30 protein-coding genes are annotated in these 20,674 nt (G+C 42.7%); 9 read left to right on the top strand and 21 right to left on the bottom strand.

Annotated elements, in window-relative coordinates; all coding sequences use genetic code 11:
* Positions 1–12: 12 nt before the first annotated feature.
* Positions 13–291 carry a winged helix-turn-helix transcriptional regulator gene (locus A0126_RS16850; protein WP_157898472.1) on the top strand — a complete coding sequence of 93 codons (279 nt, stop codon included), beginning with the start codon at positions 13–15 and terminating at the stop codon, positions 289–291.
* Between the two features lie 14 nt (positions 292–305).
* On the opposite strand, the gene A0126_RS16845 is transcribed toward A0126_RS16850, so the two are convergent.
* Entirely contained in the window at positions 306–1,049 is a 744-nt protein-coding gene (locus A0126_RS16845; RefSeq protein WP_088836938.1) for a class I SAM-dependent methyltransferase, read from the bottom strand.
* Between the two features lie 145 nt (positions 1,050–1,194).
* On the opposite strand from A0126_RS16845, the gene A0126_RS16840 reads away from it, so the two are divergent.
* A complete protein-coding gene (locus tag A0126_RS16840) occupies positions 1,195–2,100 on the top strand; it encodes a TerC family protein (RefSeq protein ID WP_088836937.1) in 906 nt (301 codons plus the stop codon).
* Positions 2,101–2,183: 83 nt separating this feature from the next.
* Here A0126_RS16840 and A0126_RS16835 read toward each other — a convergent pair whose 3' ends face one another.
* The 8 genes from A0126_RS16835 to tnpB form a co-directional block, all read right to left on the bottom strand.
* Positions 2,184–3,038: a hypothetical protein gene (locus A0126_RS16835; RefSeq protein WP_088836936.1), complete on the bottom strand. Its 855-nt coding sequence runs from the start codon at positions 3,036–3,038 to the stop codon at positions 2,184–2,186.
* 100 nt (positions 3,039–3,138) lie between these two features.
* Positions 3,139–3,369 carry a hypothetical protein gene (locus tag A0126_RS16830; RefSeq protein ID WP_239456876.1) on the bottom strand — a complete coding sequence of 77 codons (231 nt, stop codon included), beginning with the start codon at positions 3,367–3,369 and terminating at the stop codon, positions 3,139–3,141.
* Between the two features lies 1 nt (position 3,370).
* Complete coding sequence (locus A0126_RS16825) at positions 3,371–3,598, bottom strand: ankyrin repeat domain-containing protein (protein WP_088836935.1); 228 nt, start codon at positions 3,596–3,598, stop codon at positions 3,371–3,373.
* A gap of 6 nt (positions 3,599–3,604) precedes the next feature.
* Positions 3,605–4,162 carry an ankyrin repeat domain-containing protein gene (locus A0126_RS16820; RefSeq protein WP_157898471.1) on the bottom strand — a complete coding sequence of 186 codons (558 nt, stop codon included), beginning with the start codon at positions 4,160–4,162 and terminating at the stop codon, positions 3,605–3,607.
* Between the two features lie 41 nt (positions 4,163–4,203).
* Entirely contained in the window at positions 4,204–4,860 is a 657-nt protein-coding gene (locus A0126_RS16815) for a UbiA prenyltransferase family protein (RefSeq protein ID WP_088836933.1), read from the bottom strand.
* A 17-nt stretch (positions 4,861–4,877) separates the two neighbouring features.
* Positions 4,878–5,492: a hypothetical protein gene (locus A0126_RS16810; RefSeq protein WP_088836932.1), complete on the bottom strand. Its 615-nt coding sequence runs from the start codon at positions 5,490–5,492 to the stop codon at positions 4,878–4,880.
* A gap of 66 nt (positions 5,493–5,558) precedes the next feature.
* Entirely contained in the window at positions 5,559–5,816 is a 258-nt protein-coding gene (locus tag A0126_RS16805; RefSeq protein WP_088836931.1) for a hypothetical protein, read from the bottom strand.
* A 365-nt stretch (positions 5,817–6,181) separates the two neighbouring features.
* A complete protein-coding gene (gene tnpB / locus A0126_RS16800) occupies positions 6,182–7,354 on the bottom strand; it encodes an IS200/IS605 family element RNA-guided endonuclease TnpB (protein ID WP_088838466.1) in 1,173 nt (390 codons plus the stop codon).
* 390 nt (positions 7,355–7,744) lie between these two features.
* Between tnpB and A0126_RS16795 the strand changes: the two genes are divergently transcribed.
* The 5 genes from A0126_RS16795 (at position 7,745) to A0126_RS16775 (ending at position 11,361) form a co-directional block, all read left to right on the top strand.
* Complete coding sequence (locus A0126_RS16795) at positions 7,745–8,074, top strand: winged helix-turn-helix transcriptional regulator (protein WP_088836930.1); 330 nt, start codon at positions 7,745–7,747, stop codon at positions 8,072–8,074.
* Between the two features lie 233 nt (positions 8,075–8,307).
* The gene (locus tag A0126_RS16790; protein ID WP_369834765.1) at positions 8,308–9,141 is read left to right on the top strand and encodes an aldo/keto reductase; all 834 of its coding nucleotides are present in this window, start codon (positions 8,308–8,310) and stop codon (positions 9,139–9,141) included.
* A 41-nt stretch (positions 9,142–9,182) separates the two neighbouring features.
* Positions 9,183–9,659, top strand: coding sequence for a heme-degrading domain-containing protein (locus tag A0126_RS16785; protein ID WP_088836928.1), 477 nt, complete (start codon positions 9,183–9,185; stop codon positions 9,657–9,659).
* Positions 9,659–10,132, top strand: a complete 474-nt coding sequence (locus A0126_RS16780; RefSeq protein ID WP_088836927.1) for a tautomerase family protein — start codon at positions 9,659–9,661, stop codon at positions 10,130–10,132. Before A0126_RS16785 ends, A0126_RS16780 begins: the two co-directional genes overlap by 1 nt.
* A 284-nt stretch (positions 10,133–10,416) precedes the next feature.
* Positions 10,417–11,361, top strand: coding sequence for a DUF2268 domain-containing putative Zn-dependent protease (locus A0126_RS16775; RefSeq protein WP_088836926.1), 945 nt, complete (start codon positions 10,417–10,419; stop codon positions 11,359–11,361).
* Positions 11,362–11,612: 251 nt separating this feature from the next.
* On the opposite strand, the gene A0126_RS16770 is transcribed toward A0126_RS16775, so the two are convergent.
* The 4 genes from A0126_RS16770 to A0126_RS16745 form a co-directional block, all read right to left on the bottom strand.
* A complete protein-coding gene (locus tag A0126_RS16770; protein ID WP_088836925.1) occupies positions 11,613–12,302 on the bottom strand; it encodes a hypothetical protein in 690 nt (229 codons plus the stop codon).
* Between the two features lie 119 nt (positions 12,303–12,421).
* A complete protein-coding gene (locus A0126_RS16765; protein WP_088836924.1) occupies positions 12,422–12,727 on the bottom strand; it encodes a hypothetical protein in 306 nt (101 codons plus the stop codon).
* Positions 12,728–12,817: 90 nt separating this feature from the next.
* The gene (locus tag A0126_RS16760) at positions 12,818–13,387 is read right to left on the bottom strand and encodes a suppressor of fused domain protein (RefSeq protein WP_088836923.1); all 570 of its coding nucleotides are present in this window, start codon (positions 13,385–13,387) and stop codon (positions 12,818–12,820) included.
* A gap of 735 nt (positions 13,388–14,122) precedes the next feature.
* Complete coding sequence (locus A0126_RS16745) at positions 14,123–14,905, bottom strand: hypothetical protein (RefSeq protein WP_239456874.1); 783 nt, start codon at positions 14,903–14,905, stop codon at positions 14,123–14,125.
* Positions 14,906–14,983: 78 nt separating this feature from the next.
* Here A0126_RS16745 and A0126_RS16740 point away from each other — a divergent pair, with 78 nt between their 5' ends.
* Positions 14,984–15,406, top strand: coding sequence for a hypothetical protein (locus A0126_RS16740; RefSeq protein ID WP_088836920.1), 423 nt, complete (start codon positions 14,984–14,986; stop codon positions 15,404–15,406).
* 86 nt (positions 15,407–15,492) lie between these two features.
* Here the strand turns inward: A0126_RS16740 and A0126_RS16735 are convergent, their stop codons facing one another.
* Positions 15,493–15,873, bottom strand: a complete 381-nt coding sequence (locus A0126_RS16735) for a DUF5412 family protein (protein ID WP_088836919.1) — start codon at positions 15,871–15,873, stop codon at positions 15,493–15,495.
* 65 nt (positions 15,874–15,938) lie between these two features.
* Between A0126_RS16735 and A0126_RS16730 the strand changes: the two genes are divergently transcribed.
* Complete coding sequence (locus A0126_RS16730) at positions 15,939–16,298, top strand: DUF2199 domain-containing protein (RefSeq protein ID WP_157898470.1); 360 nt, start codon at positions 15,939–15,941, stop codon at positions 16,296–16,298.
* A gap of 36 nt (positions 16,299–16,334) precedes the next feature.
* Here A0126_RS16730 and A0126_RS16725 read toward each other — a convergent pair whose 3' ends face one another.
* From A0126_RS16725 to A0126_RS16695, 7 genes are all read right to left on the bottom strand, one after another.
* Positions 16,335–16,769: a hypothetical protein gene (locus A0126_RS16725; RefSeq protein WP_088836917.1), complete on the bottom strand. Its 435-nt coding sequence runs from the start codon at positions 16,767–16,769 to the stop codon at positions 16,335–16,337.
* Between the two features lie 33 nt (positions 16,770–16,802).
* Positions 16,803–17,360 (bottom strand): hypothetical protein, encoded by a 558-nt coding sequence (locus A0126_RS16720; protein WP_204251423.1) that lies wholly within the window; start codon positions 17,358–17,360, stop codon positions 16,803–16,805.
* Between the two features lie 108 nt (positions 17,361–17,468).
* Positions 17,469–17,942 carry a DUF2691 family protein gene (locus tag A0126_RS16715; RefSeq protein ID WP_157898469.1) on the bottom strand — a complete coding sequence of 158 codons (474 nt, stop codon included), beginning with the start codon at positions 17,940–17,942 and terminating at the stop codon, positions 17,469–17,471.
* Positions 17,943–18,059: 117 nt separating this feature from the next.
* Positions 18,060–18,539: a hypothetical protein gene (locus A0126_RS16710; RefSeq protein WP_088836915.1), complete on the bottom strand. Its 480-nt coding sequence runs from the start codon at positions 18,537–18,539 to the stop codon at positions 18,060–18,062.
* A 116-nt stretch (positions 18,540–18,655) separates the two neighbouring features.
* Positions 18,656–19,237 (bottom strand): hypothetical protein, encoded by a 582-nt coding sequence (locus A0126_RS16705; protein ID WP_088836914.1) that lies wholly within the window; start codon positions 19,235–19,237, stop codon positions 18,656–18,658.
* A 1-nt stretch (position 19,238) separates the two neighbouring features.
* Entirely contained in the window at positions 19,239–19,961 is a 723-nt protein-coding gene (locus A0126_RS16700; RefSeq protein ID WP_088836913.1) for a DUF2750 domain-containing protein, read from the bottom strand.
* A 29-nt stretch (positions 19,962–19,990) separates the two neighbouring features.
* Positions 19,991–20,647 (bottom strand): hypothetical protein, encoded by a 657-nt coding sequence (locus tag A0126_RS16695; RefSeq protein WP_088836912.1) that lies wholly within the window; start codon positions 20,645–20,647, stop codon positions 19,991–19,993.
* Between the last annotated feature and the right edge of the window lie 27 nt (positions 20,648–20,674).

Raw genomic sequence — 20,674 nt, 5'->3', positions numbered from 1 at the left:
GAGGTGTATCACATGACATCTGATATACGCGCACTTGACCATACGGTCCAGATCCTCGGGACCAAGTTCGAGATGCAGATTATTCGGGTGCTGTTGCAAGCTCCCTGTTCCTTCGAACAACTGACAGCAGTCGGATCAGCACATTCCACACCTGAGTTGACCGTTTGTCTCGCGCAACTCGAACAACGCGGAGTCATCGAACGACCGGCATCCATCTATCGTCTGACACCAATCGGCGAGAGTTTGCAGCCTATCTTTCACGCCATCGAAAAACAAACCCGGCATCCGTAAATGGATGCCGGGTTTTATGTCGTCGCGACGAGCGTGAATTCCCACGGGATGTTTTCGCCGTTCCAGCCCCGGTGCTCGTCCAGTTGTGCGAGGGTGAAGCCGCTCCGGATGACCGTGTTTACGATCTCACTCATCGTATAGTGACGCAGCATCACCTTCGGAAACTCCGTTTGCTCAGCGGGATCAAAATGTGATTGATAGGCGATTTTGTCTTCGTACACATCCTGATCGAAATAACGCGGGATGTACGTGTCTTCATCAATACAATGTTTGATCGGGTGATAGTCGCTTAAAATCAGCTTCCCGCCCGGCTTGAGCAAGGCAAACAAAATCGCCGCGAACGCCTCCAGATCATGAAAATAATGTAATATCCCGCCTTCAAGATACAAAACATCAAACTGGTTGCGATACCGGTTCAAATCCATTTCGTAAATATCACCGACGATGTATTCAATTTCTGTCCCGGTACAGGCGGCAAGTTCCAGTGCATAACGGCGGTTTTCTTCCGAGATGTCGAAGACCGTGACGTCAGCACCGAGTAACGCCAGCGGAACCGCTTTGCGTCCGTTCGAGCCGCACAAGTTGGCAATCCGCTTGCCAATCACTTCCCCAAAATAATGCTGATGCTTCTTCAGATTCGCTTTTGGATCGGCCAGGATTGCTTTCGCCTTGTCCGCCGGCGATCCGTCGCGTTGATTCCAAAATTCATAGGCGCGGTATTCCCAGGCGGTTTTGTTGATGGCACTTGTTTTTTCCATACCAATCTCCCCTTTTGATTTTAAGACGAAAAAGTGTCTGATTGATTTTATAAACAAAAGCAGCACACTCCCTTCTTTACTTTAAGTTCATTTGAACCTATAATTTAAATATGAACAGAACACCACTTAAAAGGAGGAAGCGCTGTTGACACTATTGATTGTATTTTTAGCGATCGTCTTCATCATGCTCGCATTGGACCTTGGCGTATTTCACAGGAAAGCCCATGAGGTCTCGCTCCGCGAAGCCTGGACGTGGACGTTCGTCTGGATCGGACTCGCCGTCGCCTTTGGCGGTTGGTTATTTTATGTGCAAGGCAGCGACGCTGCCATTGAGTACACGAGCGTCTATTTCATCGAAAAGGCACTTGCGATTGATAACGTCTTCGTCTTCTCACTCGTCTTTGCGTACTTTGCGATTCCGTTGAAGTATCAGCACAAAGTCCTGTTTTGGGGCATTCTCGGTGCCATCCTCTTCCGCGTCATCTTCATCGTCGCCGGGGTGTCGCTTCTTGATAACTTCGCTTGGGTGTACTACATCTTCGGTGCGTTCCTCGTCTACACCGGTTACATGATGTTTAAGAACATCGGGCAGGAAACGTCGCTTGAAGAGAACAAGACGGTCCGTTGGCTTGAAAAACGTTTACCAATCACACAAGACATCTCGTCCGGTAAGTTTACGCAGCGGATCAACGGCAAATTGTTCTTCACACCGCTGTTGATCGCGTTGATTTTCATCGAAATCTCGGATATCGTCTTCGCCGTCGACTCGGTCGCAGCAAGCTTTGCCTATTCGCGTGACCCGTTCATCATCTTCTATGCGAACATCATGGCAATCCTCGGACTCCGCAGTCTCTACTTCGTCCTCGCGAACCTGATCGACCGCTTCTATTACCTGAAGCACGGTCTCAGCTTCATGCTCGTCTTCATCGGAGCGAAGATGATTCTCGGTGATGTCTACAAAATGCCACTCTGGATGTCGCTCGGTACGATCGTCCTCGTCATCCTGATCAGCGTCTTCTACAGTTTCTATAAAACAAAGCCAGGAAAATAACCGATGACAGGAAAGGGAGAATGGTTCTTCCTTTCCTGTTTGTTTACGTAAAAACAGCATCCCGGCAGGATGCTGTTTTATATTTACTTCTTCATATACCGTTCAATGATTTTCGTGTACAACGCGTCTAATCGGGCGTTTTCCTCGACGACGATTGTGTCTTTCGCATACGTAAAGAGTTCGTTCGCTTCTTCGAATTTACCGGCGTAAATCAACAGGAACATCTTGCCACGCGTGTCCCCTAACCGTTCTGACGATTCTTCCCGCGCGTTTAACATCCGTTCACTGTTGAGGTCGATAATATCCGCTTTTGCATCCTTGCTGTAATGATTTTCTGTTAAATAGTTGTCCAAGCGCGTCAAATAGTCACGGTAGCTGATCAGCGTCAACGCTTCGCTGATTGAACCGTACTGGCTTTCAAACGAGAGGATTTGTTGTTGCTCATAGTTTGTGATGACTTTGTACAAAGCTTGGCCCTGTTTCAACAACGCTTGTGATTTCGTCTTCAAGCGTGCCGTTTCTTTCTTCAAGGCCGCGACACGTCGATCCGTTATCTTTTTCTCCTTCGCCGTGTTCACTTCAGGAATGAATTTTTTAATTGCTTTGACTTCTTTGACCGCAGCTGCACGGTCTTTTTTAAACGCCTCGACCTTTTTATTATACCGTTCGACTTGTGCACGGTAGACAGGATCAGTCACATAGTCCGGCACTTTGATGCTACCAAATCGATCTATGTGAAAGAGGGTGCTATCGTATGAAGCAACAACTTTCAATTGTTTCGCGCGATACTTTTTATAGTCCGTCTTCTTCTTCACGACTTGGGTCGTCTTTGTTTTTGTCGCCGCATCGGCAACTCCGCCCTGGAAGGAAGCCCCTGTCAATACGAGCGCTGTCACGACACCGCTTGCTACCACATTCCGAAATGTTACTTTTTTCATATGAACCCGCCCTTTTAAATTAAGTCAATATCAGGATAAATATCCCATCTTTAATTTTATCACCTAACATCAAAATCGACCTACACTTTTTTAACCGTTCTCACTTTAATTTATCTTCCGGGATGAGGAGATAGATGCCGACAATGATCAAGATGCCGAATAAGACATATTCCATTACCGGAAGACCGCCTCCCCAAGCAAGATCCCCCTCATTCGTAGCGATATATGCTCCAGCTTCTGCAATCGTGTCTGTCATTTTGTCGAGTTGAATAATCAGCATGCCAAACAAGATCGTTTGTACAATAATGATGAGACCAATCCATTTTTTCATCTTATTTCCCCCTATGTATGGTTTGTAACAGCTTAATGATTTCCGGATACCGGTGTTTCAATGCAAAGTCGAGCGCCGTTCGCCCTTTTGCATCCTGATGATCCCGCTCTGCATTGTGTCCCAGCAACACTTTCGTGATGTCCGTCAGACCATACTGACTGGCGAGCATCAAAGCTGTATTGTTATCGTCTAATCGATTTTCGATTTCGATGTCTGCCCCTGCCGCCAGTAACGCCTATACCGCTTTGACATGTCCTTCTCCTGCTGCGAGGTGCAACGGTGAAAATCCGTTCATTTCGATGCGATTGACATCAGCTCCTGCCGCTGCCAACATGACAATCTTCTTTACTTTTCCTTCCTGTGCGGCATAATGCAGAGGTGTATAACCTACTCCGTCATCCGTCTGCCAATCAACACGTGTGCAATCTTCAAGTAAACGACACAAGACTCGTTTGTTGCCGGAACGCGCGGCGATGAAGTGCAACGCCGTGAATCCGTGTCCGTCAAAATCAAGAGCGGCACCACCGTCAATCAGTTGCATTGCGATAGCGGACCGGTTTTCATACAACGCAAGGTGCAACGGCATTAACCCGTCCCGGCTCCGTCGGTTGATGTCTGCACGGTGCTCAAGCAAAAGCGTGACGATTTCGTCATACCCTTCCTCGATTGCCCAGTGCAATGCCGAATTTCCTTCTTCATCCAGTTCATCCAGATCGTCCCCGCGGTCGATACACTTTTTTACTTTTTCGATGTTTCCGTAAAAAGCATGGTCCTGCAATGATTTTTTAGGCAAACTGATTTCCACTTTTTAGATATTGTAAAAATTGAATGCAATCACCAATCTTCTTCTGAATACTCTTGCAACGGACTGGTTTCAATCGTCGGTGCACCTTCATTTGCTTTCTTTGAAGGGTACAAGTAATGCTTTACAACTAGTAAAAGAAGAACAATTGACGACAGAATGCAGCTAGTCGCATAAACCGGTAGCAGGACATTTTCCAGTCCGAAGACTGACAGAACTTGTAACAGTGTCAGGATAAAAAGCGTCAGGTGGAAATACTTGCGCACAATTTTCGGAATACCGGTTTTCCCATAAATCCCCCACCAGACATATAAACTTAAGCTGAATGCCACGACGTTCGGAATCGTATAGGGACTGACGAACAGTAAAATGCCCATTAAAAGCATCAACCAGGCATAACGAATCGCCTGCTTAAGAAAGGTTGAATCGAGTTCTTCGTCACCGTTGACGATTGCTGCTTCCTCTTCCGCTGTCAACGACCGAAAGCCAAGTGCTTTCTTTTCTTCCGCCAAGTGCCGCATTCTTTTTCGCATGCCGATGTACAGCGGATACCGTTCTTTCGTCATTTCGCCGTCATTCGATTGACCGCTTTCGTCCTCCTGGATAAAACCCTGATGCAGCGTCCGACCAATTCGGTAACAGACCCAGTGGTCAACCTGCCGACCGTTTTCCCGTTTCAAATAAATCATTTGTTTCTCCTTGTCCCTCATAGAGTAATTTCCTTCGTCTCTTCTTCTTTTAGCGTTTGGATCACATGCAACAGTAAGAGAAAACCGGAGACAAGGCACACCGTACCGCTGATCGAAAGATTAATCGGGTTTAAGTAGTCTTTTGACGTGCCGCCCAAGGGAATCAGCATGATGGCTCCGTACCAGCGATAGAAACGGGCACGCCTCGATTTCCCTTCATCCATCGGCCAAACCCACGGGAGATAAAATAACGGAATATAGCCTGGGACGGGCAACACTCCCGTCAGTGATGACAGTCCACAAAGCATCGTGAACAGTGCGACAAATACTTTCCGTTTTTTACTGCGACGTTCAATCCATTTGTCCATCGTTTTTGACGAAGGGAAATCTGACTTGAAGTAGCCATCCGCTTTCTTTAGGCGAATCCATTCTTTCTTTTGCCGATATGCTGCTATTACGTGCCGACATTTGACTACCACGGTCGCTGTTTCAACATTGACCTGGACTAGTTCGTCACTTCCCTCTTGCTTCTCCTTACGGGCAATCCCTTCCCGGTAAAACAACGTTCGTCCTTCCTGATGATAGATGATGTGGTGCACTTGATCGTCGATTTGTTTTAACAATTGAATCATTGTGCTCTCCCTTTACTCCACTTTATATACTACTTCCAAGATGAGTCAATTCCTCATCTCAATCGTTTACCAGACAGAGTTGACACTGTACAGTACGAACAATCCTCCTGCGATACATATATAACCGTACTGTCTGATGGTCAACGAACAAAAAATAAATAGTCCAATCGAGAGTAGGATGCCGAGCACAAATGAATCAACATTGTCGACGTTACTCCCATGTCCGTCTAGTGGCATCTTCTTCGCATGCTTCGACCGGATGAAGTACGTTCCTACTATCAATAAGAAGAGACCGGCAACAAGACCGATGAATGGTAAAATCACAAGCGTTCCCTCCAAGATATGTATCGTGTTCTATTAGTAGCTCGTTGTGTTTTATAAAACATTATACTACTAACAAATACGATATTTCCCTTTATTAAGTTTCATTTATGAAAAAAGTTCCAAAAAAACCTACTCGGGGTGGATGATTCTTCCCGTCACAAAAGAAGCCCCATTGCTATGCTAATAGTAAGTTGACTCCTCAAAAAGGACCACATCACCAATCAGATGTGGTCTCGTTTGCTTACATTGACAGCAATAAGCAACCCTTTGATTGTTTCTTCAATACCTTCTTGAACTACCTCCACCTACGCTTCGCTTAGAGGTGGAGGATTCCTGAGTGATCCGACCTAACGGTCGAAAATTGATCAGGCTAACCCCGTCGTCCCGACGGTTGAAGAAGCTAAGAGGCGTTCAGCTTCTTGTTTGAGGTTCAATCCTGCGTTCACATCACGGTCGTGGTGGATGCCGCAACTCGGGCATGTCCATTCACGCAAGCCAAGATGTTTCACGTCTTTGTGTTGATGTACGCAACGGGAACACAGTTGACTAGAGGCGAAGGTCTTGCCGACTTTCACGACGGTCTTTCCGTACCATTCCGCCTTGTATCCGAGCATGCGAAAGAACTCCGACCAACTGACATCCGAGATGGACTTGCTCAACTTGCGATTCTTCTGCATGTACTTCACTTGCAAGGTCTCGATGCCGATGACGTCGTGGTTTTTGACGATCTCGGTCGATACCTTGTGCAGGAAATCGGTTCGCTTGTTCGCGATATTCTCGTGGATGCGGGCGACCTTCCGCTTTTGCTTCTGATAGTTCTTCGCCTCGGAAAGTGTTACTTTCTTGTCCAAGGCCAATCGTTGACGACGAGAGAGTTTACGTTGTTCACGTGCAAGCTTTTTCTCAAGCGAACGGAAGTAACGGTCATTCTTGTACACCGTGCCGTCCGACAGAATGGCGAAGTGCTTCAACCCGACATCGACGCCGACGGATGAGCCCGTCTTCGGCATTTCGTTGCTCTCCTGCTCGACGAGCAGGGAGACAAAGTATTTTCCTGAAGCGTTACGCCGGATGGTCGCGTTCAAGATGCGACCGACGACCTGCCTCGAGTTGGCGAAACGCACCCACTTCAGCTTTGGAATTTTGATTTTGGCGCCGACGATCGAGACTTCTGGAAGTTGAGACTTGCCTTGAATGTTCGTCTTATACGATTGAACAAGATTGCTCTTCGACTTGAAGCGAGGCCATTCGTTCTGTTTCTTGAAGAAGCGGTCAAAGGCATCAGCAAGATGCTTGACGCTCGTTTGGACAGACGTGCTATCGACTTCCTTCAGCCAGTCGAACGCCTGCTTCAACATCGGAATTTCTTTCGAACAAGAACCGTAGGACAGTCCTTTACCTGTCGCTCTATACGTCTCATCCCACTTCGCTAAGAAGTGGTTGAATACGAAGCGCGAACAACCGATCGTCTTCGCAATCAGGGTTTCCTGCTCTTTTGTCGGATAGATTCTGAATTTGTAGGCCTTGTGCTTTAACACCATTTTTCACCTCCTTCAAAGGGAATATACCCGAAAGAGAGGTTGGCGATTCATCTCCCACTTTCACTCGATCTTCACCCGGATCGTTTAGAAGTGGGCATATTCTCGCCTGATTTTGATAAATACGATATTTTCCTTAATTAAGTTCCATTTTCTAATTTTTTCCAATAAATCAATTAAGTATTATTCAGTAAATAGCTGTACATGTACCCTATAATTAAAATCCATTCATTTTTAAGCCATTTCCTATTAACGCTGCAAATGATATGCGCATATATGAGCTTACTTTTTATGAATCATACTCTAATTATGCTATATTTCGTTTTGGTAATTCTTTTACGAACTACTCTGTCATTGTATTTAACTTTATTGGATAAAGGGGTCATCGTTTTGAGTAAATTTAGTATTCCTGTCGAAGCAGCTTTGAAAGTAATCGGCGGGAAGTGGAAAGTCGTCATCTTATGCCACTTGTTTAAAGATAAGTACCGGACGAGTGAGTTGAAACGTCGCATGCCGAACGTTTCTCAAAAAATGCTCGTTCAACAGTTGAGAGAGTTAGAACAGGACGGCGTCATTCGACGGGTCATCTATCGCCAAGCTCCACCTAAGGTCGAATATGAGTTAACGGACTATGGTCGGTCGTTAAAATCGACCATGGATGTCTTATGTGACTGGGGAGAGCAGCATCTCCAAAATGAACACTTGAAAAATAGCTGTTAATTTTTCTGTATTTCCATAAACAGCCCTGCATTTTCGAATGCAGGGCTGTTTGCTGTTTGATTTTTTTTTAACTTTTCCCCTTCCCCCGTCCCAGTAATCTAGGAAAAGTCACTTTTTGGTGACTATGGAACTTTAAAGTGCCGTCTTCTTATTTCTGATTGCTCCCGATATGATGATGTCACACATACAGCACGATTTTTTTGCTGTAATTTTGATAAAGGAGCTAGATGAATATGAATATCTCTACAGTACGGTTAAACAACGGTGTGGACATGCCACAAGTCGGATATGGCGTATTTCGTGTCGAGGACGGTGCGGATCTTGAGCAAGCAATCGTGACTGCGATTCGCGAAGGCTATCGCAGTATCGATACTGCAGCCATCTATGGTAACGAACAAAGTGTAGGAAAAGGCATTGCGAAGGCTATCGAAGAAGGGCTCGTAACACGCGAAGAACTATTCGTGACATCAAAAGTCTGGAATGCACATGGATCATACGAAGAAACACTCGCTGACTACGAGGAATCCTTAGAAAAAATGCAGTTAGAGTATCTTGATCTCTACTTGATCCATTGGCCAGGAAAAGCCAAGTATCAAGCTCCTTGGAAACCACTTGAAGAATTGTATCAAACGCACAAGGTCCGTGCGATTGGTGTGAGTAATTTTCAAATCCACCATCTCGAGGACTTACTGCAACATGCAACGATCACACCTGTCGTCAATCAAATCGAACTCCATCCGAAACTAACTCAGTCAGAGTTACGTCAATTCTGTAGCGAACATGGTATTCAAATTGAAGCCTGGTCACCTCTTATGAATGCGGAACTTCTAGAAAATGAGGTCGTTCAGACGCTCGCTACACAATACAAGAAATCAGCTGCTCAAATCATTCTACGATGGGATATTCAGCAGGGCATCATCACGATTCCTAAGTCTATGACGCCTTCACGGATGCAAGAAAATCTACGCGTTACTGATTTCGAGCTCTTTTCAGAAGATATGGAACGATTAGACAAATTGAATGAAAATCTTCGGAGTGGACCGGATCCAGATACGTTTGACTTTTAATCAGAATGGATACTCTACCCCATTTTAAAAGGAGCTTACCTATGTCTATCGAAGACTTGATAAAACAGACACAAAATGAAGAACACACTTTACGTTTCAAACGATTTACACACAATGATGTCTTTCCGTTAGGATTGACTTTGATTAAAGAAGCACAGAAAAACAATGTATCCATCGCCGTTGATATTACAGTCAATGGTACGTCGATGTTCCACTATAAAATGCCGGGTACGACCCGTATCAACAGCGAATGGATCGAACGAAAAAAACGAGTCGTCAACTACCACCTTCACAGTTCTTACTTCATGCAGTTATGGGCTGCACGTAGTGAGGTGACGTATAACGAGGAACATCGACTAGACTCAAGCTTTGCTGCTTTCGGCGGTTCTTTCCCGATCACACTGGATGGTGGGCTGATTGTCGGAATGATCACTGTTTCAGGGTTAACTCCTGAAGAAGACCATGAGCTCGTAGTAAATTCTATGCGTATTTATCTAAAAGAACGAGAGGTGCTCTGATGCCATTACTTTCTCTAAATACTTGGCCAGCGATGTCACGTGATACGAAACGACAACTCATCCATCAACTAACAAATACAACGGTCGAGACATTGAACATGATTCCTGACAAGATTCAAATCTTGATTCACGAACAAGAACCAGAAAACTTTGGAAAAGCAGGTGCCATGGCATCCGATCCGACCTTTTCTTCCGATAGCCGCATAACGAATTGGCAGACACGAGCTTCTTATGGAACAGCCGCCACTCCTGTCGCAGGAATGGCTATCTTGACGATCGATGTGTGGGATACGTTCTATCAAGAAACAAAAGATGCTTGGGTGAATAAGTTAACTGAAGTTCTCTCGCTTTTTACCCATGCACCGGGAGATAAAGTATTGATTCTTATTCGAGAAATGCCCCCAGGAAATTGGGCGCAAAACGGTGTTACAGGTATCCATGAAGATTTTTTAACGAAAAGTAGAAGAGTTTAGAATCTACTTTCATAAAACTGTAGATTTAAGTAAAGAGCCACCAAGTACGGTGGCTTTTTACTTAAATGAAGGTCGAAGAGATAGCCATCCTTGTCTAAGATTAGTAGTAATAGTTTAGTCCCTTCACTTAGTATGTATATAGAATCGTAACAAATGTATTTCCCCCTCTAAAATTACATATTTTGACTATAAAGAGACGGAATGCTATCTTTATTTTAATGATTATTTATTTTTGAAATAATCTTCCAGGTTATTCATGTATCTATCGAAGGGATGATCATGTTTTGAAAAAAATACTTGCACCTTTTTTATGTGTTCCTTTAGTCGTTTTAACCGCATGTTCGGAAGAAAGTCAAAGCGAAAAATTTAAACCTGAGTCCATTAAAATCAATCATGATAGTGAAGTGAATATCGTTCCTCTTTACTCGCCCTATCAAAAGTACTTAAAAGCTTCACTTGATGGTGATACTGAAGTGAGTAAAAAAAATTACATGAACTATGTACTTAGTGATATCGATAAAATTGGAGAAAAAGAAGAGTTTGATACTACTTCCTTAAAAGGTTTCTTCATGATGCAATCGACTGCTTATCAGCAAGCGCTACTTGATCGAATCGAAGCATTGGAGGAACGACAAGACGAGATTAAAAAAATCATCACAAAAAATTACACAGCAGCACATAAAGTGCTTCCAAAGAAAAAAAGCACGATTTTCATCGTACCAATCAACTCAGAATATACGACGATGACCGAACCGATGGGAGGTGTTGCGGCAGGCACGTACAAAGATGCCGTCGTGCTATATCTGGATGAAGATTTCGATAAGGATGCTTTAGCCTATACGGTTGCGCATGAATATCATCATTTAATTCTTCAAGATAGACCCGAATATCAGATGAATAAATTACTCGATTCGGTCATTATTGAGGGAAAAGCGGATGCTTTTGCTGATCGAATCCTTAAAGATGTGAAGGCCCCATGGGATGAACCGATGGATGAAACGACGATCAAACATGTTTCAAAACTGATTCAGACTGGTGAGGCTACATACGAAGACCTTGTGGGCGGTAGTCCCCAAAAAGACATTCCCCGCTGGAGTAATTACAATTTAGGACACGATATCCTCGACCATTATTTTAAATTACATCCAGATTCTAAAATAGAGGAATGGTCCTTTAAAGGTGAAGCTGACCTTTTGAAAGGATATAAATATAAAAAGTTACTTCAGTAATAATAAATACACTTCTTTCACTTCAAATTTGACGTAACCTAAATGCATGTGAAAAAACACCTTCTAATTGGTACATTAAAAAGTAACAATACCAGAGGTGTTTTTGCATGTTTATCGTTTGTAGATTTAAGGCTCACAATTTAAATTTAATAATCGATACATATCAATTAAGTAGATTTAAAAATTTATCACACTCTTTACTTGGCATTGTGATTGCTTCATTAATAAATAGTTACACTATGACTAGAAAATTAAATAAAACAATCATTATCTGACCAATCAATCCCTATTTCAGAAAACGAGATTTTACTCTCCTCAATCCCCTCCATATTACTTGTATCTAATACTTGAATATCCTCATGTGATAGCGTGATAGCTTGTGATGATTTCTTTATTTTTAAGTGATACAGTTTTTCCAGTAACGCCAGCTGACTTTCAGTGAGCTCATAATACTCTTCCCAATATTCAAGTCCAATTTTGTAAACCGATGCCTGGATCTCTAACAGACTTCCTCCTCGCTCCATCATTTCTTCATATGGGTGACTAGAAAATACTCGGCTATCATCTCCCCACAAGATAGTAGTGACGACAGGAATCACCACTCCATCAACATCATCTAGTAGATAGTGAAAGGTATCGTTTATAGCCATTTGCTTTACTTTTTCTGATGCTTCGATTAGCAAATCGCTTGCCTCTATAATCTCTTCAACAAATTCTTCGTTTCGAAACCCCGCCATAAAAATATCTTGTCCAAATGTTACTGTTCCTCTACAGCCTTGACCATCATTCGTGCTGTAATGATCATCATCCCAAGAGTGCTCATAAGCAAAATCGGGGTTATTCGCGACAAAGATAGCGTGAGCGATTGACGCAAGTATACATCCTGCCATATGTTTTGATGATTCCATCCATAGTCCATGAGTTGATTCTTTTTCATTCATACCTCCTATTTTTTTATGCAGTTGCGAAAATCCTTCTCTTTTAAGGGACGAATGCTATATTGCTTGCTTTTGTAAACCAACTAAATGATTTACTCTGATTGTGCGATATACCCAAAACTTTATTTGAATTTTTTTCTACACTTCTGATGATATTTGTTCTCAATATTTTGGAGTTCCTTCACCCAGTCACGGATGTCTTCTTCACAATGAAGATATTCGGTAGGACTATTTAGCAAGTCCATTCCATACACTGTAGTTAAGCAATCAAAGACTGCAATATCGTAATCTGTCGTCTCCCATCCTTCTTTATTTTCTAAAACCATCATCCATTTATAAGCCCATTCTGAAACTTCTTCCCTTGAAAGTTGATTTTCTAAAACCAATTCTAATTTCGTTATGATGTCATTGATGTTGGGCGTCTTCATTTGATCCTCCTTTACTTTGTAGAACTCCTAAAAATTCCACTCAGATCATGTAGATCAATATTTTACTTTCAAATACCTATCAAAAATTACCTACACTAATGGCTTACGATTAAAATCTACTAATTCATCTATCTCAAACAAAAGATCTTCGAATCGATCCGCTCCGTGCTTTTCAATGTATTTCTCCTCAGATTCAAAAATTGGTACGAACCATACTGGCAATACGGTATCTGGCTCATCCCCAACATTAGAATCTGTTTCAAATAAGCAGAAGGATTCATCAAAATATACAGGACTTGTGACATAGACAGACGTGAACTGATACTTTTCAAATATTCCTTCAGGAAGTGGATAGTACTCTGCTGCATCAAACGCATTTCCTGATCTCATCGCGTATTCAGCTAATTGCCAGAGTAGAAAAATGATCTCATCCTGAACGTCTGGTTGTTCCGCTGACATCATTAATTCTTGATGCATCAGTGAACCGTCTTCCAATCGAAGAGGTTGAAACAATAGCCCAAGTGAGGCAATCGTATAGGTTTCATTAAACGGAGCGTCTTCAAATTTCAAGATTTGGACATGTTTCTGCTCAAGTTCCTCGATTGGAAATGCTTCTGTAAATTCTCCACAATGCTTTTCTAAATGATCAAGATAATTCATTGAATAAACCTCCGTTTTGTTCTCGTTTTGATACTTCTAAAATGATCCGTAATTACAACATAAGAAGTCATTGCAAGTGGTCATTGATTTCTTTTAATCGTTCTTCATATTCGTAAACAGCAACTATATCCCCACTTGAACCATATGGATTTACGACTGCTTTCGCCTCTTTTTCATCCACAAAAATTTTCTCTCCCCATAAGCCTTTCGTGATGAAATACTCTTCATCATTCGATTCTAAAGTGTCAAATAACAACGGAGTTGAAAATGTTCCTTCTTCTCGATGGCGTCTTCCAAGTACAATCCATTCCCCATTTTTTATACCATAGTAACCCGTTCTAATGACTATACAAGGTTCAGGATTTTTTTATCTAACTCATGAAGCGTGAAGATCTTCTCTGTTCTAAGATTATAGTATTGGATGTAATCCATAGACTCTAGCTTTCCAGTCTCATGATTCTCATCTTGAGAAACTTTCATTTCTGCATATCCGTATCCTCCTAGTCGAGGTAAAGGAATCGCATAGACAATGCCGGATGACAGCTTCCAACGAGCAGGTCTTTTTTTCGTTCGAATGGAGACCTTTGAAATCATTTGCTGTACGTCTTCACGCGTGCTTAAAAGACTATTTAATCCGTTCTCAAGAAGGTATCGCCATTCCTCAATCGAAAAATACGTGCCCCATCTTCTGTTCGAATTCATGAAGTGCATCTCTTAATTGGTTGATATGCTTCTCTAGTTGTTCGCTCGATTCCATCGTTTTTTATCCTCCTGATCCATTACGCTAAAAGCTTTTGCTAGATTAATAGAGTTTTTTGCTCGCTCGTATTCAAAAATTGCCCACGGAAACCATAAGACCGATTCTGTCGCCTCACCTAATTCATTGCAGTAATTCGAGTAACAATCTGCTTCTTCGAACGTATGGATCAAACCGCGACTGTTTAGTGAAAAATTAAAAGGGTGATTGAAATCGCGTTCCAGTCCATTACACAAATAGGAATGAAACAATCCGGAATCAAAGCCTAACACTTCGTAGCCAATTTTTTTGGCACCGTCCATGTCAGGGCTGAGATGCTGAGATAACATTTTTTCGACTCCATAAGGCTCAGGATTTTTACTACTAAATAAATCGACATCTTCAAGAAAATCCACTTTGTAATGTTCCGGTAAGCCAATGCTGATGATGCGTATATCAGGAAGATGATTTAAGAAACGATTTACGAACGTTTGCGCAGCATCTAAGTTAGAGAACACTTGAGGAAACAACACATCTCTTGTTTTCCGATGTTCTTCTACCCATTGTTCGAGTAACTGAAAGGTGTTAAGTGAAAGAGCAAGTTGCTCCATATAACGCTCTTTCTTTACTTCCGATTCTCCCCATAAGATACTGGTATCAGGATAGTGCGTACAGCTACACTCACTTACGGATTGCACGGATTTTGGAACAACCGTCTTATCCATGTACTCTTTTCGAGGGGTAGGCAGAATAAGATAATTTCCTGCAGATAGGTAGTTCATGACTTTTCTCCTTATCGTGATCAGTAATTATATGCAAGGAATTCTATACGCTAGTTTGAGTAGAAAGGAGATAAACGTATGGATAAAGAACAAGAAATAGTGCTTGTCCAATCATTCTTCGTTAAACGCGTTCAAGAGCGCGTTCTGCATGAACTGTTCACACCAAAGAAACGGGATATGGCGCTTCAACGTTTAGACCACCGATATTTAAGCATGCTGAAGAATGATTATTTGATTGAAATCAAACCACCTAATTCATGGCCGGATGATACATATGACTTATTGAAACAGCACGGTGCATCCGATACGTGCTATTGTCTATCAGAAAACGAGCTAATCAGCGGAAAAACGTTGCCTCTCCGTGAAGCACTCGAGCACGCCATCGGCTTCGGATTTGCCTCAATCATTTCCTGTATTCCAGGCGAATTGGCGTATTTCGAAGCGGAGCAATCTTTTGGTCCGCCACCTCGTTATTTGTTGAAGAAACCAAGCAATCGGTAAGCATCGTCCTTCATCCATGCTTGGTTTCTAACAACTACGTCACATGATTGTGCGTCAAGATTTGCTGAATACCCATTATGTTCTTCTTAATCTGCTTCGTATATCCCCTCTCTGAAGTCATAGACTTGACTCCATATCTTAATTTTTGTGCCATTGATCGTCACCGTATCCTTCGTCCACTTCACTTCTTTTATTTCGCGACAAGGATATTCCCAGTACATTCTACGCTTTTCTCCGTCCTTGTTCTCCATGATGCCAAGCATCGCAAAATCTACTGTCGCCCCACCATTTGCGCGGTAAAAACGAATCGTATACGCCTGATCGGGCGAAATACTTTTCGAGATATATTCTTCTTTTGGAACAACGTTGATATCGACTAAGAAAAACAGTCGATAGATCATCCATACAATATATACAACCAAACTTATTCCAACTACTATTCCAGTTATCTTCAGCTTTTTTTTCAATTTTCAAAACTCCAATTTCTTATATTTTTCAACATTCAATCGATGAGATGGACTACCTATGGTGTGTGCTAGAACCGAATGGTCCACATTATTTCGTAAAAGGGATTCTTGAACTCCCGATTGCTGGACAAGACGAACCCTTCTGGTGGATCACATGGGTGAGCCTGAGCCCTGACAACTTCGCTCGCTTCAACGAGAAGAAACGTCCTCGTATCGAAGAGCCGATGTTCGGTTGGTTCTCAAGCGATCTACCGGCTTACCCGGATACCGTCAACTTGAAAGTGATGGTCCATGACGAAGGGCCTGATCAACTTCCCTTCTTTGAACTCGAGCCAACGGATCACCCTTTATCAATCGAATTCTATTCTGAGATGACACTTGCGCAAGTCCATGCCATCGCAGATATAGTCTATGCACAAGAGTGAATCATCTAAAACGAAGCCGCTGTGGATCAGCGGTTTTTAGTTTTCACTCTGTTTCGTGATCAAAATATGGGTTCTTTCAGGAATCTCAATGTCTTCTAACTGATTAAGTTCTAAAGACAGTGTCATACTTTTCTCTTGCGGATAGGACTCTTCCCCAATCCAACATGTATAAAGTTCAAACGATTCACCTTCGTCTAAGAAGTCATTCATGAACGTAAATAGATAACGTAGCTTTTCCTTTGACTCCTTTGAAATGCTAGAATCAAAAGGTTCGACGATCTCGATTCCCCAATCACTTGAAATTTCATATACATACCATTTATGAAAATGTCTCGTTTTTACTTCATACAGACAGTCTTTATCCGCAAAACTGGGTCCTATATATAAGGGAAGTGTTTCATCTTCTTCATCCAAATTGAGATACTTTTCAGGAATTTGTCTCTCCATACAGATATATGACGCTAAGCTCATTACGCTTCCTCCTTATGTTTGATACTTCTATCGTTACTTGAAAGATGTCTCTACATTGTCTATTTTTCCAAAATGTGCGATCTTTCCATTCGTACAAAAGTGATCGAGCATGCCAAATCGATCCGTTGCATCGCGGGTCACGATGAAGTTATACGCCATCAATAACGAGAATTCAGACATAAAGTCCTCGAGCGTTTGTTTCGAGGAACGCGAATACTTCCCTGTCGTCACTTCTTTTCGATTCAGCAAATGCAATAAATGTTCTTCAAAAACAGCTTGCCAATTGGAGTCGTGCAACGTCATCACGTGAATCGAATCCTGGTTTTCTAAAACATCCCGACCACAAAAGACGACCTCGACCGGAAACGTGGCATGCGGTAAGACTGCATCAAAAAAGTTCTCATATTCTGTACCTGATTCATCAAGCTCCTCATATGCGACTCCATACATCGCGACACAATCGTTCGTGACCCGGACGATTCCTTGTTCTTGTTTTTGGACGATGAGCGTCACTTCTGCTTCAGTCGCCATTTCCTGCTGTTCGATGACAAGATGTTCGAGAAATTGTTCAAGTTGCGCGGCATTGGTCATGATGAAATGGGATCGAACCGTCCAATCCGAAAACACTCAGTAGTTTATATCTCTCATCTTAAACGCTTATCGTTTATATCTGTTCGCCAGGATTTCTTCTTACTCTGACTATACCGACAAACGGGTCCGTGGATCATTGTCATCTGTCACCCACTCGATTCTGGTATATCCACGTTTCACAGCGTTCTCATAAAACGCTTCCGATACGTGCTGCTCCTTACAATAGATATCGACGTACGTGCAGTCATAAATCAAAATCGCGATGTGACAATTGCTTTCCTGAAACCATTCATAAGTCATTCCGACTTCTTCAGTCTGACCACTTTGAAATGCAAACAATTCAGCAAAGATCAGGTAATTGCTAGGTCCCCTTAGCCATTTCGCTAGTTCACGTCCTGTCACGTTCTGATCGACCGAAAACTCTTCTAAACTGTCATACAACTCCCCGTCCATCGTTTGGATTGGAAAATCAAAATTACGAAGAAACCAATCATACGCTTTCAACTCGATCGCACTTAATATATCAATCAAGATACGCCCCGATTCATTCGGGATCTCAAATGACACACCACGCAAACTCATCGAATCCCCTCTTTCTACCTTGTCATAAGAAAGCTGCCGTATGAAAACACTGTAGTTCCTGTTCTTCATTCGAAATGATATGTTCTTTCTTATACATATTTATAGAGAACATCCTTTTTAGTACCACTGACATGTCACACTTTGATTGGTTTCAAACTGTAGATACACGAGTTGGTTCGTACCAAGATGAGAGAGTCTGAGTGATTGCTGTGATGGTTGCGTATAAGGCAATTCGAATCTGACACCTTCGATTTTTTTCAATAAAAAGTATGCCCAGTGCCGATTGTATTCGTTCTCGGACAGAGCGTCCCATAACGCATCTTCACAAAGATTCGCCTCGTAGATATACAATTTCATAATCGTATTCTCCGCTATCACGGGTAACTCCGCAAATACGGAAGAGTTCGGAATTCGCGGTTTCTGAATGACCAAGGTATAGCCATCTTTCAGAAGACGATCCAATTGTTCGCGGCTATCCGGAATCTCCTCTTCGATGACAGAAGCCGGAAGTTCTCTGATGCGGATCGGTAATCCCACCTCATATTCAAAGGGATCTTCGAGTGCTAATAAATCTTCATGAGAATAGGTTACTTTCATACTTTCATTTTCCCCTACCTTTATGCAATGCTTTGAAGTTTTAGTCATATCAGAAATTGATTCTTTAAACGGATTCGTAATCTCTTTGTTTCATTCCTATGTAGCAATCTCCACATTCAGGAGATTCTTTCGATTTTACGTTTGTGCTTGCTTCGAAGATATAATAGAAGCAACGTTCCTGTTCCAATCGATAGAATCGGAAATAAATGCGGAATATACGGCTCTTGCCGAAAACTGACATGCATCAAGAAGTAATCGACGAAACAGATAATCCGTAGCCACAATGGTAACCAATCCTTACTGATGAATGCCAAGAACATCAGAACGATACCGATACCTAATACAACAATCGCTAATAGAGAGAACGGTGTCACTGACTGGAACAGACCGAGTCCAACCAGAAGATAAGCGAGCCATGTCGTCCAGCGTCGAAACGTCTCGCGTTCCTTTCGTCCGAGCTGCATCCCGTAGATATCCTCCTGCTTGTATCCTTCCGCCTGCTTCTCGGCAATCAGTTCCTCCATCCGTCGTTTTGCTTGGCGCCGAAATGTATACTTTTCTTCGATTGAATCGCTGACATCTTGATCGAGCTTCCATTGCTCGGTGACTCCGTGATACATCTGAATCGTCCGACCATCGCGAAATATGAACCAGACATAGGTGATGCCACCCACTTGTTTACTGAGTGTCTGAATCATGTTAACCCTCCAGATCTGCTAGAACATCTTCCGGATCAAGCTCAAGTCCGACGAGCTCCGGTCCCCAGTTCAAGCCACAATACAGTCCGTCGTCGATCATGTTCGGTAACCAGCCATTCATGAACAAATTCAGGTCTAAGCGAATCAGGTGATAGTTCGCCCATTCCTTCGTCTGTAAAGCCTTCGCTGCTGCTTCCGTCGAAAAAAATAACAGTACATCCGTTTCCTCTTGGTTCGACGGACAATACGCCCAGCCCGACTGTTCAAACTTCGATAGACCATAGACAGCTCCCGTTTCAAGAACCGTCTCTAAGAAAAGTTCTGCTTGTTCCGCACTCCGTTCCATTTGTTGTTCCTTTTCAATGAACGCCTTCAACGTCGGTGCTACCGGAAACAACTCTTGTTCTTCATGATCCCATAAGACGATCGTCTCCGTGTCCGGAAGCTGATACCCGAGTTCGTCACCTGTTCCGTCACTAGCAATTCGTAAGAAACCGGATAGATAGTCGTCCGTATCCGTCGTGTTAACACGAACAAGGTCGTCCCATGTCCGCTTGATATATTGCTCGTCCTTGATCGGATGAAACTCCCATTCGCCGATGCTGAACTTGTTTTCGCGCTTGTATATGTTTCGTAATTCTTTCGGAAGCTTGAAGCCGAGCTCTGCTTCTATCTCTTGTAGTCTCTCTTCCGTGATACCTGGTAAGCCGATTGGGTATTCCATCAATATGACTCCTTTTATCTTAAAATAAATTATTTGTAGGTATTTAAAACATGATCAATCTGATAATCCGGTGGTAGGATCGCTTTTAGCTGATCGACGCTTTGAAAAGCATCTCCATTCGAAAACCACATGAAACCGAGCGCATCATGCGATGGAAGAATAAACGGTAATCCATCACGTGAATCAATCACATGGGTATATTTCGCTTCTTTAAAGATCCATCTCCCAGAAATCTTCAACTCAAACGTAGGTCGCGCGAACGTGATGAGGAACGTTTCACTATAAGCAGCTCGAAAAAAGGACTCTTCTAAGATGAAACGCAGAGCATTCGCATCCAACACTTCGATACAACAGTAAAAACTGGTACGCCGATGATCGCCTTCGTACCGTGGATGTTCGTGGCATACGAATAGTCTCGATTTTAAACGGTCTAAGAGGTTCATCTCATCTTCTCTAATCTCATCAAAATTAGTCGTGATATATAAAGGAAAATGATTGTAGCGAACTAGCGTGTCATACAATACCCCCTCCGTCAATTCACTTGTAAAGCTACCTACTGTATGGTCATAACACATGATTTCGTAGATAGTTTGTAATGGACCAAGCACGTTGATTTCGGATGTCTGAAGCATACGTTGTATACTCTTCGACTGAAAAGAGTATTCGTCGATCATCAGCTCGTTCATACTGTACCTCCTACCTGTATCGTCATC

The sequence above is a fragment of the Exiguobacterium sp. N4-1P genome, from assembly GCF_002214325.1.
This window is presented reverse-complemented; position numbering and strand designations above follow the sequence as displayed.